The sequence below is a fragment of the Pseudomonas sp. Leaf58 genome (assembly GCF_003627215.1).
Lineage (GTDB): Bacteria > Pseudomonadota > Gammaproteobacteria > Pseudomonadales > Pseudomonadaceae > Aquipseudomonas.
On the sequence record NZ_CP032677.1, the window covers coordinates 2496546 to 2514197 of the forward strand.

Genomic DNA, 17652 nt, shown 5'->3' on the forward strand with positions numbered 1-17652 from the left:
GCTCCCAGCTACGAGCCCCAAGCTTCAAGCAAAGTCGCGCCGCTTTCAACTTTGCCGCTCAGTTACCAGCGAACATCTTGGCCGCGCGGGCGCGAATCTCGTCGGGGGTCAGCTCTTCCTTGTGGGTGGACACGAACCAGATGTTGCCGAACGGGTCTTTCAGGGTGCCGCTGCGGTCACCGTAGAACTGGTCTGTCAGTGGGTGCAGCGGGGTAGCGCCACTGGCAATGGCTTGGGCGTAGACCTTGTCGCAGTCCTCGACATACAGGTGCAGGCCCACGCCCGCGCCGGTGAGTTTCTGGCTGGCGGTCAGGCCGCCCTCCATGTCGCAGGGGTCACCGAGCATCAGCGACGAGTCACCAATCTTCAGTTCGGCATGGCCGACGCGACCGCCTGGGGCATCGAGGCGGAACATCTCGACCGCACCAAAGGCCTTCTTATAGAACTCGATGGCCTTGGCCGCGTCGTTGATGGCCAAGTAGGGGGTGATGCTGCGCTGGCCTTCGGGAATGGGTTTGACTGCCATGTTCGACTCTCCTGTTGAAGAGGGCGCCGGGGGGCGCCCTTTTGTTTAGAGTCGTTTGCACAGATGGAAAATCGACAATTGTTCTAGATCGATTCTCTATAAGCGCGCAGTCAGAAGATGTAGTCGGTGGTCAGGAAGCTGGACTGCCGGTTGCGAATGATCTCGCTGATCAGTTCTTTGTTGGCCTCCTGAAAGCGCGTTGCAACCAGCGTGCGAATCGAGAACACACGCAGGGCGTCATGTACCGACAGGGTGCCTTCGGCGCTGTTCTTGCGGCCGTTGAACGGGTAGGTGTCGGGGCCACGCTGGCATTGCGCGTTGATGTTGATGCGCCCGACCTGGTTGGCGAAGATATCGACCAGGCTGCCGATGGTCGCCGGGTCATTGCCGAACAGGCTCAGTTGCTGGCCGTAGTCGGAGTCCAGGACATAATCGATCACGGTCTGCAGATCGCGGTACGGCACCACCGGCACCAGTGGGCCGAACTGCTCTTCGTGGTACACGCGCATGTGTTGATTCACCGGGTACAGCAAGGCCGGGTAGAAGAACGACCCGCGGCTATGCCCGCCACCTTCGTTGAGCACGCGTGCGCCTTTACCCGTGGCATCGGCGACCAGGCCATTGAGGTAGTCGACTTTGCCGGGCTCCGGCAGCGGGGTCAGTGCCACGCCAGGTTCCCACGGCATGCCGGGTTTGAGCGCGGCCAGCTTGTGCTGGAACTTGTCGAGGAAGGCGTCCACCACGTCCTCGTGGACGAACAGGATCTTCAGCGCCGTGCAGCGCTGGCCATTGAACGACAGGGCACCGGTGACCGCCTCTTCGACGGCGTTGTCGAGGTCTACCTGGGGCAGCACGATACCTGGGTTTTTGGCATCCAGCCCCAGTGCGGCACGCAGGCGGTGCGGGCGCGGGTGCAGTTTTTTCAGGTCGCTGGCAGCCTTGTGCGTACCGATGAAGGCGAACACATCGACCTTGCCGCTGGCCATCAGCGCGCTCACTGTTTCCCGGCCACGGCCATAGATGACGTTGATCACGCCCGGCGGGAAGCTGTCACGGAACGCTTCGAGCAATGGGCGAATCAGCAGCACGCCGAACTTGGCCGGCTTGAACACCACGGTGTTGCCCATGATCAGCGCCGGGATCAGCGTGGTGAAGGTTTCATTGAGCGGGTAGTTGTACGGACCCATGCACAGCGCAACGCCCAACGGGGCACGACGGATCTGGCCCAGCGTGCCCTGTTCCAGCTCGAAGCGGCTGGAGCGGCGGTCGAGGTCCTTGAGCGCGTTGATGGTGTCGACGATGTAGTCGCAGGTGCGGTCGAATTCCTTTTCCGAGTCCTTGAGGTTCTTGCCGATCTCCCACATCAGCAGCTTGACCACGGCCTGGCGCTGCTCACGCATGCGCGCCAGGAAGGTTTCGACATGCTGGATGCGCTCGGCCACGCGCATGTTCGGCCAGGCGCCGCGGCCTTTGTCGTAGGCCTGCACGGCAGCATCGAGGGCGCTGAGCGCGGTGTCGGCATCGAGCAGCGGGGCGCTGCCCAGCAGCACTTGGCGTTCTTCGTTGCCTTCCTTGAGCCAAACCGGGCTGCGCACCGTGGCCAAGGGGCCGTCCCAGCGCCTGAGCTCGCCGTTCACCAGGTAATCGCGTTGTTCCAGGGGGGCTTCCAGGCGCCAGGTTTCAGGGATGTTGTCGGCGCTGGGGAAGAGTGAATCGAGCAGACGGTCCATGGGTACTGCACCTCACATTGCGGGGCGGGTTTCAAGCCAGGTGAATCGCTTCAGCTACGAGCATGCACCGGCCGCCGGAAAAACACCAGTCTGGCCTATCCTGGCCACCCGTGCCTTTCGGTTGCCACAACGATTTTGACGCCATTAAACTTCACGAAAATTCAACAAGCGGTACAAATTTGCAATCAAAGTGCCACTTGCTAAGGCCGTGGTGCGTCCCTTAGATTGTTGCTCGATGTGCGCGAGAAGTTGTTGCTCTTGCTGAGCCGTTGTCCTTTTTCGATAGACCATTGAGCACTTCAAAGGGCGTAGAGGAAGACATGAAAGCGACCTTGACGGCAATTGCCCGGAAATTCATATCACCTTCCCAGCGCTATACATTGAGGCTGCTGGCCAGCCAGGTGCGTGAAGTACTGGCGCGTGCCTGTTTCTGGCGCTGGGAAGTTGCCAGGTTTCGGCTGCAGCAGGAAAGCCCCTACGAATTTTTGTATATCGGCAGGAAGCAACAGCGGGAAATGGCCAAGCTGCTGATTGCCGGCAAAGGCCAGGCCAGCGCTGCAATTATTGACAGTGCCCGCGCGACGGCGGCGGCCGACCACGTAGTGGTGGTTAGCGAAATGCCGACGTCGGGGGCATTGTCGGTGCCGCATTACCTCAGCGCCGTGGTGCCGCTAGGGCGCGCGCTGGAGGACATCACGGCACGCTACGACAGCGAGTTGCGCCGCAGCATCCGCAAGAACCGCCCGCTGTACCAGATGCGCCAGGCCCTCTCGGACGATGAGATCGCCATGGCGGACCGCGACCTGCTGCGCCCCTATGCCAGCGCCAGGCAGGGTGTTCATGCCGCGCAGTTCCCCACCGAGGATGTATTTCGCATAGCCAAACACGTGGGGCGGCTCGACTTGATCACCTTGGGCGATGAGGTGATCGGCTGCCACTTGGGCTGCGAAGTGGTGCGCGCTGGCAAGCGTTATTGGAGCACCTTGCGTTTCGGTTATTGTGAAGCGGTATTTGCCGATGCACGCACGTTGCGCGAGGTGAATTCGATCACCACCTTCATGGCCTTGGAATGGGCGCTGGAGCATGGCTTTGATTATTACGACATCGGCCTGTGCCTGGCGCGCCCCGATGACGGTTTGCTGAAATGGAAACGCCGCCGCGGTGGCGATATCGATTCGCTGGGCAACCATGCTTATCTGTTTGTCCGCTTGCCTAGCACGGGTACGGCGAAGTTTCTTTGGGACACGCCAATGTTCGCGGTGGAAGGCGACAAACTTACACTGCACCTAGGGCTGCCAGACGGCCCGAGTGCGGAGGAAGTTGCCAGCCGCTACCACGAAATGGTGTTTGGCGGCTTGCACAAGATTTATCTTTACGGGGGCAGCGCAGCGGCTGAGCCGTTTGTGGCAACCCTACGCGGCCGTTACGCCAACCTGCAGTCACCGCCCACCGTGGAAAGGGTTATGTGCAATTGAGCGGTGCCAGGAGGTTGGATATGTTCGCGCTATAAGCGTGTAGTATCCGGCGCACTGCGGCGGCCAATGGGGTAGGGAATGATCGAGGTATCACGGTTTTGGCGCGACCCTGGGTTGCCGTTCGTCGAAGCCAGGCGGGTGGGGGATGGGCGCCAAGTCTGCTACGCCGCGCATTCCCACGAGAGTTTTTCCATCGGGGTGATCACCGGTGGGCGCAGCACCTACCTCAGTGGTGAGCAACACATCGAGGTGGCGGCGGGTACCACGGTGCTGATGAACCCAGGCGTTGTGCATACCTGCAACCCCATCGCGGGGGAGCCTTGGTCCTACCTGATGCTATTCGTCGATTTGCCCTGGTTGCAGGCGCGGGGGTTTGCTTTGCCGGCCCAGGCCTGGAGTACCTCGCCTGCGTTGTACCGGCGATTGTTGCAGGCCTTTGCCGACCTGTTCGACGCCAGCGTGGCCGATCGGGAAGGCCGGCTGGCTGCGCTGTTTGCTGCACTGCCCGGCCTGCTTGGCGGTGACGCCAGCGCGAATGACCAGGGCAACCCGCGGTTGGACGCCGCCGCAGCCTTCATACGCGCCCATCGTAGCGACCCGCTGAGCCTGGCAGACATTTGTGCCGCCTGTGGCTTGTCGCGCTCCTACCTGATTCGTGCCTTCCGCCAACGCTTTGGCCTGACGCCGCATGGCTACCTGCTTGACCAGCGCGTGCAACTGGCCAGGGCGCAGCTGCGCCAGGGCAGAGCCATTGCCGACGTTGCGCAGGAGGCCGGGTTTGCCGACCAAGCGCACCTGCAACGGGCCTTTAAACAGCACTTGGCGGCGACGCCGGGGCATTATCGCGATGCCGCTGAGTGAAGGCCTCAAAGGACCAGGTAAACCGCACTGGCCACCAGCAATACGGCCAAGCCCCGATTTAGCAGGCGCATGTGCCGTGGGTTGCCCAGGTACCGCCGAATCACGCTGCCGGCCCACGCCCAACTGGCGACCGAAATGAAACAGATCGGCCCGTAGATCCAGGTAAACAGCCACAGTAGCTGCTGCTCACCGCCGGTGTAGGCGCCAACCCCGGCCACCGCCGCTAGCCATGCCTTGGGGTTGAGCCATTGCATTGCAGCGCCGTGCCAGGCCGAAGGGGCCTGAGTGGGATGTGCGCTGCCCAGTTGCCCGTCGTCGCTGGCCAGCTTCCACGCCATGTACAGCAGAAACGCCACGCCGCCCCAGTGCAACAGCAGGCCCAGCAAGGGCCAGCGCAGCAGCAGTTGATGCAGGCCCAGCCCGACCAGCACCAGCAGCAGGCAGAAGCCCAGCGTGGCGCCAGCCACATGCGCCAGGCTGGCACGCAGGCCATGGCGGGCGCCGCTGCCTAGCGCGACGATGTTGACCGGGCCGGGGGAGATCGAAGCGGCCAATGCAAAAGCGGCCATGGACAGGGACAGGCTCATGATGGGGATCCGTTTAGTGGTTGGAGGCCACCATCGTCCAACACCGATAGCTCAGGGTATTGAAGAAAAGTACCCAAAGCATTTTGCTGTTGCAGCGGCCTGGTCGCGCGAAAGGCGATGCCTAGCGCTGAACGGCTTGTTACAGGTTTTGTAATAGTTTTGCGCTATCAGAGAAACCAGCTGTACTTGTAGGATCGTATTCCCAATTTGCTATCAGGTTTATATGAGCACCTTCGCGGAGCCCCCCAGTCTTCGGCCTTCCTGGCCATCCTTCCCTCGTCCTCGTGACGCCTCCTTCCTGAGTACCCGCTAATGGAATGGCTAGCCGATCCCACGGCCTGGCTAGGCCTGTTGACGCTTATCGTCCTTGAGCTGGTGCTGGGTATCGACAACCTGGTGTTCATTGCCATTCTTGCCGACAAGCTACCGCCGCATCAGCGCGACCGCGCGCGGGTGATTGGCCTGAGCCTGGCGTTGATCATGCGTCTGGGCCTGTTGGCGAGTATTTCATGGATGGTCACCCTGACCGCGCCGCTGTTCGAGGTGTTCGACAAGAGCTTCTCTGGCCGTGACCTAATCATGCTGTTCGGTGGTGTGTTCCTGCTGTTCAAGGCCACCATGGAGCTGCATGAGCGCCTGGAGGGCCATGTGACCCAGGCCAGCGGCGCTGTGCGCCATGCTGCGTTCTGGCCGATCGTGGCGCAAATCGTGGTGTTGGACGCAGTGTTCTCGCTGGACGCGGTGATTACTGCGGTGGGCATGGTTGAACATTTGTCGGTGATGATGATTGCAGTGGTCTTCTCGATCGGCATCATGATCGTCGCCAGCAAGCCGCTGACGCGCTTCGTCAACGCCCACCCCACGGTGATCATGCTGTGCCTGGGCTTCCTGATGATGATCGGCTTCAGCCTGACCGCCGAAGGCCTGGGCTTCCATATCCCGAAAGGTTACCTGTACGCGGCCATCGGTTTCTCGATCCTGATCGAGCTGTTCAACCAACTGGCCCGTGCCCGCCGCAAGCGCAGCCTGCAACAGCACCGGCCGCTGCGTGAGCGCACCGCCCATGCTGTGTTGCGCCTGCTGGGTGGGCGCCGGGTCGAGGCCGACGAGGTGGGTGAAGAAATTGCCGACCTGGTCGAAGGCGGTGAGGAACAGGTGCTGTTCGACCGCCGCGAGCGGGTGATGATCAGTGGCGTGCTAAACCTGGCCGAACGGCCGATCCGCACGGTGATGACCGCGCGCACCGAAGTTGATGTAATCGACTTGGCGCAGCCGGCAGAGGCCATTGCCCAAGCCCTGGCCAATTCGCCGTACTCACGCTTGCCGTTGATCCGCGATGGCCGCGTGGACGAGCCATTGGGCTTCGTGCACAAGAAAGAACTGCTCAAGGAGCTGTTGGCGGGCAACGAGCCCGACTTGGAGAGCATGGCCCGGGTGCCGTTGAACCTGCTCGAGAGCTTCAGCATTCTTAACGCGTTGGAGCAGATGCGTAGCCAGTCGACCCACATTGCCTTCGTGGTCAACGAGTTCGGTGATTTCACCGGCCTGTTAACCATGACCGACATCCTCGAGTCGATTGCCGGTGAACTGCCGGATGCCAGCGAGGTTGAAGGCCCGGGCATCGTCGAGGAAGGTGACGGTTTTGTGGTCAGCGGTGCCGTGAACCTGAGCCAAGTGCAAGCGCGTACTGGCTTCTGTGCCCGCGCTACCGAGGACTACCAGACCCTTGCGGGCCTGGTGATGAGCCTGCTCGACCGCCTGCCGATGGTGGGTGATCGCCTGGCCTGGAATGGCTGGACGCTGACCGTGGAGGCGGTGGAAGAACGCCGGGTGCGCCAGGTTCGGCTTACACCGAGCGGCGACGCTGACGCAACAGGTGCTTGAAACCCTCAAGCACCAGCACCAGCACTGCGGCCCAGATGGGGAGGTAGGTAAGCCACTGATCTGGGCCGATGGTTTCGCCCAGCAGCAGCGCTACCCCCACCAGCAGCACCGGTTCGACGTAGCTGAGCAGGCCGAACAAGCTGAACTGCAGCAAGCGGCTGGCCAGCACGTAGGCGATCAGGGCCGAGGCGCTGATCGCCCCAAGGATCGGGATCAACGCATACAGCCCCGGGTGTGCTTGTAGGTCGGCGGTAGAAAGCGGGCCCTGGATCACGAAATACAACGCCCATGGCAACAGCAGGCACATGTCGCACCACAGGCCACCGAGGTGGTCGGTGCGGCAGCGCCGGCGCAACACGAAATAGATCGGGTAGCCGATCGTCACCACCATGGTTTCCCAGGCAAAACGACCATGCTGGTACAGCTCGTGGCCTACACCCAGCGCGGCGCAGGCCACGGCTACCTTCTGCAGGCGTGACAGGCGCTCGCCATACACCAGTCGCCCGGTCAGTACCATGGCAAGCGGCAATAGGAAGTAACCCATCGACACTTCCAGGCTGCGCCCGTGCAGGGGCGCCCAGAGGAATAGCCACAACTGCACACCCATCAGCCACGATGTGCCGAGCATGCCCAGCAACAGCAGCGGCGTGCGTTTTACTCTGGCGAGCAGCTCGCCCACCCGTTTCCAATCCTTCGAGACAAGCATGAACAGGGTCAGGCAGGGCAGCGTCAACAGGGTACGCCAGCCAAAAATCTCTTCGCCATCGAGTGGCGTAAGCAGGGAGGTGTAGAAGTACATCACGGCGAACAGACAGGACGCCATGACCGACGAAAGAATGCCTTTTGACACGAATGCCTCGAATAAGGAGTTGAGCGGTTGGATCAGCCGCGCATGATCTCAGGGGGCGCGGCTTGCGGCAACCGCGATGCGCCTGGGCGAGCGGCCAGCGCTTCGAGGAATTGGGCGGCCGGCATGGGCCTGGCGAACAGGTAACCCTGTTGGAAGTCCACCCCGTGGCGGGCCAGGTAGTCGCGCTGGGCTTCGGTTTCCACGCCTTCGGCAACGATGCCCAGGCCCAGCTTGGCCGACAGTTCGATGATGGTCTCGAGGATATGCAGCGACAGCGCGTCGCCACCGATCATGGCCACGAAGCTCTGGTCGATTTTCAAGTAGTCGACCTTGAACTGGCGCAGGTAGTTGAGGCTGGACTGGCCGGTGCCGAAGTCGTCGAGGGCAATCTTCACACCCATGGCGTCGAGCTTTTCAAACAGTTCCAAGGCCACTGGGGTAGCTTCGATCAGCTTGCGCTCGGTCAGCTCCAAGGTCAGCAGCACTCGGCCCGGCGGGAAGTGCTGGAGGAAGGTGCGGCAGTCGTCCAGCAGGCTGAAGTCGCGGCAGTGGTCGGCAGTGATGTTGACGCCGATATGGAAACCGTCCTCCAACAGCCCGGCATATGGCGCCAGGCTTTGCGCGGTGTGTGTCATCAGCGCACGGGTCATGGCGACGATCTGCCCGCTGTGTTCGGCGTAGGGAATGAACAGGTCGGGCCTTACCAGTCCTTCCTGTGGGTGGTTCCAGCGCATCAGCACTTCGGCACCGGCCCAACGGTAATCGCCCTTGCGCACCACCGGCTGGAAATACGGCAGAAACTCATCGGCTTGCAAGGCCCGGCGCAGTTCAGCACGGGGCGAGGTGGCGCGGCGGATCTGCCAGCGGCACATCAGCGCGGCCACCGCGCCCAGCACCAGCAGCAAGCCGAATAGGGCGGGGTAGTGGCTGCGCCACAGCCGGCCCTGCTGGTTGGCGCTGTAGCCGCCATGCACACTGAACGGGTAACGCGTCGAACCCAGCAGCACATTGGCATGGGTGGCGGCGGGTGGCACGCCTGGGTGCACGATGCCATCTTTGCCCATCCAGGCATCGCCCACGCGGATCTGCAGGTCTTCGTCGGGGCCAATCAAGCGCAGTGCCGTCAGCAGGTGGTCGCCATCAACCGTGCTGATCGCGCCGCGGTCACCGTCGCTGGCTCGGTACACCAGCAGCGGGTGGCCGGGGGTAACCGAGTTGCCTTCCATCAGCCACAGCTTGCCGTCGGCGTAGTCGCTGGGCTTGACCGGTTCGTCGAAGGCGCCGAACAGCGAGGAGCAATACAGCTGGTTAGCTTTGAACAGGTTGGTCGAACGCACGAAGGCGTTGCGTGTGACCTGGGCGCGCAGCGTGAGCTGGGCCGGTTCGCAGGGGCTGCCGGCAAGTGGCAGCAAGGCGTTGGCAGCGCTGGACAGGTTGTCGAGTATACGCTCGACATGCTCCACCACTTGGCGGCTGGTGGCCTGGCTGCTGGCCTGCATTTCGCGCTCGATCTGCCAGTTCATCACGCCCAGGCCAAACGCCACGGGCAGTACACCGACTAGCCACGGCAGCAGGGTGCGCCAGCTCAAGCTGGCCGGGCGTTTGACGGTAAGGGGCATGCTGACCTCTATATGAAGGTAACGAGAGGATAGCCGGTTGCCGCCATGCGCAAGCAACTAAAACGCGACAAACCATTTTACGCAATGTAGAATCGGTTTACGAATACAACAATAAGGTCCTTCAAATCCGAAGGGTCAAGCCCGCCGAGAATGTGTCCATATGACATACCATGGGTTCAAGCTGATCATTGGTGACTTCCTCGCCCGCAGCGTGCGGGGCATCCCCTGTGCACCGCCGTTTTTGTTCCACATCCCACGCAATCAATAATTTTTCGCTGCAGATGAGAACACTAACATGGCTGATATCTTCGACAATCCAATGGGCCTGATGGGCTTTGAGTTCATCGAACTGGCTTCGCCAACCCCTGGCGTACTCGAGCCAGTATTCCAGATGCTGGGCTTCACCAAGGTGGCCACCCACCGCTCCAAGGATGTGCACCTGTATCGCCAGGGCGACATCAACCTGATCCTGAACAACGAACCCAAGAGCATCGCCTCTTACTTCGCTGCCGAGCACGGCCCGTCGGTGTGTGGCATGGCGTTCCGCGTGCGCAATGCCCATGAAGCCTATGCTCGCGCCCTGGAACTGGGCGCCCAGCCGGTAGAAATCGAAACCGGTCCAATGGAGCTGCGCCTGCCAGCGATCAAGGGTATCGGTGGTGCGCCGCTGTACCTGATCGACCGCTTCGAAGAAGGCAGCTCGATCTACGATATCGACTTCAAGTTCATCGAAGGCGTAGACCGCCACCCGGTAGGTGCCGGCCTGAAGATCATCGATCACCTGACCCACAACGTATACCGCGGGCGCATGTCGTACTGGGCGGGTTTCTACGAGAAGTTGTTCAACTTCCGCGAAATCCGCTACTTCGACATCAAGGGTGAGTACACCGGCCTGACCTCGCGCGCCATGACCGCACCCGACGGCATGATCCGTATCCCGCTGAACGAAGAATCGTCCAAGGGGTCCGGGCAGATCGAAGAGTTCCTGATGCAGTTCAACGGCGAAGGCATCCAGCACGTGGCGTTCATGACCGATGACCTGCTCAAGACTTGGGATGCCTTGAAAGGTTTTGGCATGCGCTTCATGACTGCACCGCCACAAACCTACTACGAAATGCTCGAAGAGCGTTTGCCTGGTCACGGCGAGCCGGTAGACCAACTGAAAGCACGCGGCATTCTGCTTGACGGTTCCTCGCAGCCCGATGACAAGCGCCTGCTGCTGCAGATTTTCTCGGAAACCCTGCTTGGCCCGGTGTTCTTCGAGTTCATCCAGCGCAAGGGTGACGATGGCTTTGGCGAAGGCAACTTCAAGGCTCTGTTCGAATCTATCGAACGCGACCAGGTGCGCCGCGGTGTGCTGAGCACCGACTGACGCCCCCTGGGTGCCGCCGTCATGCACTGTCGGCGGCGGTGCTACGCCTTTTGCTGGCACGGGTCCTGAACAGGGCCATATAGCCAATCGAGCTGGTCATTATTCCCACCAGCATCAGTGACGGAAGGGTCTGCAGCATCGATTGGCGGGCCTCCCGGGCGGTGTAGCCTTCAGCGTAGCCGCCCTTGACCTGATACCCATACTTGGCCGAAAGCGCACTTTCAGGAAACTCGGACTGTGACGGGCGCTGCTCGTCGCGGCTGTCCCCGTGGCTCCAGAGGTAACGGTCGTCAAATTCCAGCAGCAACGTCAAACCGTCTTGGAAAGCATTCAATTCGTTGCGTAGCTGTGTGGCATGGGCGGTCAGGATTACGGCTTGTTCATTGCTAGGCAGGTAATAGTTGATCAGCAGTTTAGGGGGCGCTGCACTTGGGGCGTTGGCTAGTTCGACGCGGTTGCCGGACATGGCAAAGGCCGTCAGCTGCGGCAATGAGTCAGGGGTGCTGCTGCAGTAGGCCTGGTTACCCTCGACGAGAGACAGCGACCTTATCATGGAGTAGCTGGCCACCTGTTTGTGCAGGGTGCTCATGACCTCGCTACAAGGTTTGCCTGCCAAAGGCAGCGCCAGAAGGGCGGCCTCATGTAGCCGGTCCAGCGCCTGGTCAACACTGAACACGGCCTCTTTGACCGAGACGCTGGCGTTTTCTGCGAGTTTCTTTTCCAGTTGGAAAAACATCACCAGTAACCCGGTACACACGGGTACCAGCCCCATCGCAAGGAGCAGCAGCAGTTCCAGCAAGCTGCGCCCGGCGTGCGTGAATTTTGACATAGGCCAATTGATCTCCGGTCCGAAGCTGCTCGTGGTGAACAGCGCAACCCTGAGCCTATTTACTCAAAGATCACCCGGCTGTAGGCCGAGTGCAGTGTGCCGGTTGGGAAAACGGAATCACCGGCATAGGCATCTACCGACCTTTTAGTTTTGCGAGCACTTTCTCGGCTAGCGCAGCCGTGGAGGCGGGGTTTTGCCCGGTGATCAGCCGATCATCGGTCACCACGTACGGCTGCCACGGGTCATCATGCTTGCTATAGCTCCCACCGCGGGCGCCCAGCTCGTTTTCCGTCAGGAAGGGGACCACCTTGTCCAGTTCGGCCAGTTTTTCCTCGGTATTGGAAAAGCCGGTCACCTGGCGGTCCTTCAACAGCAGGCTATTATCACTGAGCTTGATGTTCAGCAGGCCGACAACACCGTGGCACACCGCCGCGACAATGCCCTTGTTCTCATACACCCGGCGTGCCAGCTCCTGCAGGGCCTGGTTATCGGCGAAGTCGTACATCACCCCGTGGCCGCCGGTGTAGTAGATAACGCTGTACTCTTCGGCCTTCACCTGGCCGGGGCTTAAGGTGCTACCCAGGCGCGTCATGAAGCGCTTGTCGTCATACCATTGCCAATCCAGGTCGGGGGCCATTTGCAGGCTGTGCGGGTCGACGGGGACGTAGCCGCCCAGTGGGCTGACATAATCCACCGTATAGCCGGCGTGTTCGACTTTCTCCACAAAGTGCACGGCTTCTCCCAGCCACAACCCGGTCGCCCGCTTGAGGGTCGGATACTTGGCCGTATTAGTCAGCACCACCAGCATTTTCTTGCTCATGACCACGCTCCCGTCGGCAACCTGAATGGGCCGTTGCTCCCTGGCCCGAGGGAAAACCTAATCAGCATAGCTGCCACCTGCAAGTGCGCCATGGTGTGGCGCGTGCTGTGCTAACGTGAATCCAATCCATAGGCGCTGGTGGCACCGGTGGTCAACCTAGAGCAGTGCGGGAGTTACGATATTGGTCGCTAACGGTACACCGCGTGAGCCTGCACCGCAGGTTCTGCTGCAACCGCCTACTGCACCGTCGGTCGAGACGATGGGCGAACGGATTGCACGATTCGACTGGGGGCGCACATCGCTCGGGCCGTTGCCGCGTTGGCCAGCCTCGTTGCGCATTGCCGTCGACATGATGCACTTGTCACCGTTCCCGTGCGCTGTGGTGTGGGGGCCAGACCTTAGCGTGGTCCATAACGGCGCCTACCGGGCCTTACGGCCCGTTGCCCCGGATGCGTTGGGCCAACCGTTCGATACGTTATGGCGCGATGTTTGGCCGGCGATGGGGCCATGGGTGTTCAAGGCGCTTGAAGGGCGCTCCAATTTTGTCGAGGACCCACCGTTGCGTATCACCTGTGGCGAGGGTGCCGAGCCGCTGTGGTGCGCGTTCGGTTATGCACCGCTTCACGATGAGCTGGGCAGTGTGGCGGGGTTTCTGCACACGGTGATCGAGACCACCGCCAGTGGCGAGGCGTACCGCCATTGGCGCGCGCAGGCGCAACACTTTGAGCGCCAGATCGAGCGGCATGTCACGGAGCGCGAGCAGTTTTGGCAGTTGTCGCGTGATGCGATGATGACCATTACCCCTGAGCTGAAGGTGCATGCCGCCAACCCCGCCTGGCACCACATCCTCGGCTGGACTGAAGCGCAGGTTCGAGATGTGTCGGTGCTGGAACTGGTGCACCCAGCGGACCGTGCGGAAGTACAGGTGGCCGTGTCCGGGTTTCTGCAATACCACAACACCGAGCAGTTGGAGACCCGGCTGCGTCACCGTGAAGGCCATTATCACTGGTTTCGCTGGAGTGCGCGGTTCGACGGCAACCTGCTGACCGCGGTTGGCCGGGATATTACCGAAGACCGCGAAGAGGCCGCGCGCCAGTCCGAGGCGCTGATGCGCAACCACGAGCTGATGGAGGTGGTTGGCCAGTTGGCGGGGGGCATGGGCCATGAAATGAACAACGTGCTGTCCGGTATTGGCGGCAGCCTCGAACTGCTGCAACGGCGCCTTTAGGAGGGGCGCGTGGAGCGGGTAGAGGCCTATGTGGAGGTGGCGCGCGACTCGGTGCAGCGGGCCATGGAACTGACTCATCGCCTGCTGGCGTTTTCCCGCCATCAACCCCTGGCGCCCAAGCCGTTGTACCTCAATCGGCAATTGCGGCTGAGCGAACCCCTGCTACGGAGCACCCTGGGTGCTGAAATGCGCCTGCATTGGCAACTGGATGTCACCTCGTGGGCGGTCAACCTGGATGTGCCGCAGCTTGAAAATGCCTTGATCAACCTCTGTGCCAACGCCCGTGAAGCGTGCCTGGGGCGTGGTAATGTGACCTTGCATAGCGTCAACAGGCGGCTGAACGCGAGTTTTCCGGATGAGCATGGCCTGCCGCCAGGCGACTACGTGGCCTTGCATATAGAGGATGATGGCCATGGCATGCCGGCGGCGGACATCGCCAAGGCCTTCGAGCCGTTTTTCACCAGCAAACCCATCGGGCGGGGTTCTGGGCTTGGGCTGTCGATGGTGTATGGCTTTGTTGGCCAATCGGGGGGCTACGCCTGGATCGAGTCGGTGCCTGACCAGGGCACCAAGGTCTCGATGCTTTTTCCGCGCTGCCATGACCCGGTACCCGAGGTTCCTAAGCTGGCACCGCGTTCGCAGTGCATGGCGCGGGGCGAGCGCCTGCTGTTGGTCGATGACGAGCTGAATTTGCGTGCTGTGATGCGTGAGTACCTGACCGAGCGGGGTTTCGATGTCACGGAGGTGGGCGATGCCAATTCGGCGCTGGAGCGCTTCCGCAATGACGGCCCTTTCGACCTGGTGATCACCGACATTGGTTTGCCGGGCGGTTTCAGCGGCCGACAAGTGGCCAAGGCGATGCGCATGCAGCTGCCACAGCAGAAGATTCTGTTCATCACCGGTTACGCGGACCAGCCAGTCGAGGCGCAGTTTCTCGCGCAGCCTGGCACGGCATTGATGAACAAGCCGTTCCCGCTGGCGGACCTTGCCGATGAAGCGCTACGCATGCTCGATGGCTGAGGCGGCTCCGGGTTTACCCAGAATCTGCATCACCTGCGCCTGCAGTTGCTTCAGCTCGAAGGGCTTGCCGATTAGCTGCATGCCCGCCTCAAGGAAACCCTCGCGAGCCATGGCCGTTTCCGCGTAGCCGGTGATGAATAGCACCGGCAAACGGGGGTGCAGGCTGCGCGCAATCTCGGCCAGTTGCCGGCCATTCATGCCTGGCAAGCCCACATCGCTGAGCAGTAGATCCACCGGTTGGTTCGAGCGCAGTACCTTCAGCCCTTCATTGGCGTTGGCGGTGCTATGGCAGGCAAAACCCTCTTCGTGCAGGGCCTGGCACAGCAATTGACGTACATGGGGGTCGTCCTCGACCACTAGCACATGATGGCCTCGGCCGCCTTGCACGGGCTGCATGGGCTTGCCCAATGCCTGGGCCTGGCCGACATGGCGCGGCAGGTACAGGTCTACCTGGGTACCTCGGCCGATTTGGCTGCGCAGGGTGACATGGCCGCGGGACTGTTTGCTGAAACCGTATACCATCGACAAGCCTAAGCCGATGCCCTGGCCGATCGCTTTGGTGCTGAAAAATGGCTCGAAAGCGTGCTCCAGCGTGTTGGCTGCCATACCTTGGCCGTCGTCGCTGATGCGCAGGTTCACATAGTCACCGGCGGCTAAGGCACCGCCGTCGAATTGCCCGCTGCCGATGCGCTGGTTACTTGCCGCGACGCGTAGCACGCCGCCACTGGGCATGGCTTCGCAGGCATTTTCCAGCAGGTTGTCGACAGCTTCCTGCAACTGCTGGTCATCGGCTTCGACGGGCCACAGGCCCTTGGCGATGTGCACTTGCAAGGTCACGGCGGGGCTCAGGCAGGCCGCCAGGCGCTGCACTTGGAGCAGGTGGTGCAGGTCGATACGCTGGCTGCGCAGCGATTGCCGGGAAGAAAACGCCAGCAGGCGGTGGGTCAGGCGGGCGGCACGTGACACCGCCTCGCGGCCCATGCGCAGCACCGCGTCCAAGCTGTCGCTACGGCCCTGCTGCAGGCGCCGATCGATCAGTTCGAAACTGCCGCCAATGCTGGTAAGCAGGTTGTTGAAATCATGGGCCACGCCGCCGGCCAGTTGGCCAATGGCTTCCATCTTGCGCGCCTGGTGGCGGGCGAACTCACTGCGCGCTTGCTCCTCGGCGGGGGCCGCGCCGTGGGCGTCCAGGCGTTGCTGCAGGTCAAGCAACTGGTCGCGTACCAGGTATTGCCGTCGCCGGCTGCGCAGGGCGGACTGGGCCAGGTGCAGCAGATGGGCGTTCTCGAACGGGGCGGCGACCTGCATCAGGTTTCCCACCGGGTGGTTGCGCGAACCGATAGCTGACGCCGGCCCCTGGGTGAGCAGCACGATAGGCAGGTCCGACCAGTGCGGTTGCTGGTCGATGAATGCCTGCAACAGCAAGCTTGGGCCTTGGTTGAACACCTGCTCGGCAATGATCGCCAGGCCTGCGCCTTCGGCCAAGCACGCCTGCAAGTTGGCCAAGTCGACAGCGCACAGGTTATCTATGCCGGCGCAGTTGAGCAGGCGAGCGGTTTCTGCGGCTAATGGCGGGGGTGCCAAGATCAAGGCACGTTCGTCCAGCGCCAACGAACTGGTCAAAACGCCTCTCCTTCAGGTGGTTCGATATTGGCTGGACCCTGGCCTCACGCCCAGGGTTCAACAAATTTCGGTCGTTGCCTAAAGGCCTTGTTGCAGTACGGGGTCATCCGGGTTCTGCTGCTCCAGCTCGGCCAACAGTACCTGCACGTTCTGTAGCTGGCCGGTCTCCTTCCAATACTGAATCAGCAACACCCGCGCCCGGCGATTGGCCGGCTGCCGGCTGAGCACGGTTTCCAGCTGTTTTTGCGCGGCGTCGAGTTGTTCCAGGTCATGCAGGGTGACCGCCAGTGTATAGCGGTAGTCGGCGTTGTCCGGGTCTAGCTCGACGGCACGAGACAGGGCCAGCAAGGCGTATTCGCGCTGTTCATGACGGTTTAGCCAGAGCCCCAGTTCATACTGCAGGAAGGCAGAGTCGGGGCTTTGCGCCAGCGCTTGGGCCAGCACCTGCCGCGAGCCATCGTGGTGGCCCTGGCGCTCCAGCAGGCGTACTTGGGTCGCCAATGCGTCGAGGTTGTCAGGCGCTACTGTCAGGGCGCGTTGCAGCGCGGCGGCGGCCTGGGTGTAGTCGTTTTCATGCAGGTACAGGCGCGCCAGGTGCACTTGTGCAGCGGCATCCTCGGGCTGCTGCTCCAGAGCTTGCTGGTATTGCTCAAGGGCTGCTTGCAGCGGGCCGAAATACAGGCCTATGGCGTCGGGATCGAGGCCCAGCAGGGCATCCACGGCAGCAAAGCGAACACTTTGCTGTTCGTCGTCCAGCAGCGGGCCGAGCACCAAGCTGCGTTGCGCCGCTGGTAGCAGGCGGCGGATACCGGCAATGGCCGTGCGGCGCACCAATGGGTCGGCATGTTCCAGGTCTTGGCGAGCGAGTTTCAACGCTTGTGGCGAAGGGTAATTGGGCAGTTCGGCGTAAAGGGCCGCGCGGCGGATGGGCGGCAGATCGTTGCGTTGCAGCTGTTGGTACAGCACCCGTGCAGCGCCAGGCAGGCCGTCGTGGGCCTGGCGCAGGGCTTTGGCATAGCTGTGTGCAGGTAAAACCGCTGGCGCTGGCTGGTCGTCGCGCCGCAGGTAGCCGAACAGGGCCGATACCAGGATCAACAGCAGCAGGGCGATCAGGTAGCGGTTGCGTCTGGACATCGGACGATCCGTGGCGGCGGGAAGGGCAGAGCTTGGGCTAGGTGGGGGGTAAATGCAACCGAGTGAAGGCTGCCAGGTACCTGGCTCAAGTTAT

At 61.8% G+C, this 17652-nt stretch carries 13 protein-coding genes and 1 pseudogene; 5 read left to right on the forward strand and 9 right to left on the reverse strand.

Translation table 11 applies throughout. The features are described 5' to 3' along the window. Positions 1-58 precede the first annotated feature (58 nt). Positions 59-526: a VOC family protein gene (locus DV532_RS11625; protein WP_056796755.1), complete on the reverse strand. Its 468-nt coding sequence runs from the start codon at positions 524-526 to the stop codon at positions 59-61. Positions 527-636: 110 nt separating this feature from the next. Next, entirely contained in the window at positions 637-2256 is a 1620-nt protein-coding gene (locus DV532_RS11630; RefSeq protein ID WP_056796758.1) for an NADP-dependent glyceraldehyde-3-phosphate dehydrogenase, read from the reverse strand. A gap of 320 nt (positions 2257-2576) precedes the next feature. Between DV532_RS11630 and DV532_RS11635 the strand changes: the two genes are divergently transcribed. Together DV532_RS11635 and DV532_RS11640 are read left to right on the forward strand one after the other, a co-directional pair. Continuing rightward, a complete protein-coding gene (locus DV532_RS11635; protein ID WP_056796760.1) occupies positions 2577-3731 on the forward strand; it encodes a hypothetical protein in 1155 nt (384 codons plus the stop codon). Positions 3732-3809: 78 nt separating this feature from the next. Next, positions 3810-4592, forward strand: a complete 783-nt coding sequence (locus DV532_RS11640; RefSeq protein WP_056796762.1) for an AraC family transcriptional regulator — start codon at positions 3810-3812, stop codon at positions 4590-4592. A gap of 5 nt (positions 4593-4597) precedes the next feature. Here the strand turns inward: DV532_RS11640 and DV532_RS11645 are convergent, their stop codons facing one another. Next, entirely contained in the window at positions 4598-5179 is a 582-nt protein-coding gene (locus DV532_RS11645; RefSeq protein WP_056796765.1) for a LysE family translocator, read from the reverse strand. Between the two features lie 312 nt (positions 5180-5491). Between DV532_RS11645 and DV532_RS11650 the strand changes: the two genes are divergently transcribed. After that, positions 5492-7063, forward strand: a complete 1572-nt coding sequence (locus DV532_RS11650) for a TerC family protein (protein ID WP_056796767.1) — start codon at positions 5492-5494, stop codon at positions 7061-7063. Here DV532_RS11650 and rarD read toward each other — a convergent pair. Together rarD and DV532_RS11660 are read right to left on the reverse strand one after the other, a co-directional pair. Next, the gene (rarD, locus tag DV532_RS11655; protein ID WP_056796770.1) at positions 7026-7913 is read right to left on the reverse strand and encodes an EamA family transporter RarD; all 888 of its coding nucleotides are present in this window, start codon (positions 7911-7913) and stop codon (positions 7026-7028) included. The two genes, DV532_RS11650 and rarD, sit on opposite strands and share 38 nt — an antisense overlap. A gap of 32 nt (positions 7914-7945) precedes the next feature. Continuing rightward, positions 7946-9532 (reverse strand): EAL domain-containing protein, encoded by a 1587-nt coding sequence (locus tag DV532_RS11660; protein ID WP_056796774.1) that lies wholly within the window; start codon positions 9530-9532, stop codon positions 7946-7948. A 295-nt stretch (positions 9533-9827) separates the two neighbouring features. Between DV532_RS11660 and hppD the strand changes: the two genes are divergently transcribed. Continuing rightward, on the forward strand, positions 9828-10904 hold the full coding sequence (gene hppD, locus DV532_RS11665) for a 4-hydroxyphenylpyruvate dioxygenase (protein WP_056796776.1): 1077 nt from the start codon (positions 9828-9830) through the stop codon (positions 10902-10904). A gap of 19 nt (positions 10905-10923) precedes the next feature. Here the strand turns inward: hppD and DV532_RS11670 are convergent, their stop codons facing one another. After that, on the reverse strand, positions 10924-11733 hold the full coding sequence (locus DV532_RS11670) for a CSS-motif domain-containing protein (protein ID WP_056796779.1): 810 nt from the start codon (positions 11731-11733) through the stop codon (positions 10924-10926). Between the two features lie 133 nt (positions 11734-11866). Continuing rightward, positions 11867-12553 (reverse strand): type 1 glutamine amidotransferase domain-containing protein, encoded by a 687-nt coding sequence (locus DV532_RS11675; RefSeq protein WP_056796782.1) that lies wholly within the window; start codon positions 12551-12553, stop codon positions 11867-11869. 181 nt (positions 12554-12734) lie between these two features. Here DV532_RS11675 and DV532_RS11680 point away from each other — a divergent pair. Then, positions 12735-14801: pseudogene (locus tag DV532_RS11680) on the forward strand (ATP-binding protein). On the opposite strand, the gene DV532_RS11685 reads toward DV532_RS11680, so the two are convergent. Next, a complete protein-coding gene (locus DV532_RS11685) occupies positions 14781-16424 on the reverse strand; it encodes a response regulator (protein ID WP_056796785.1) in 1644 nt (547 codons plus the stop codon). The pseudogene DV532_RS11680 and the gene DV532_RS11685 overlap by 21 nt on opposite strands. 78 nt (positions 16425-16502) lie before the next feature. Further along, positions 16503-17558 (reverse strand): tetratricopeptide repeat protein, encoded by a 1056-nt coding sequence (locus DV532_RS11690; RefSeq protein WP_056796788.1) that lies wholly within the window; start codon positions 17556-17558, stop codon positions 16503-16505. Positions 17559-17652: the final 94 nt, after the last annotated feature.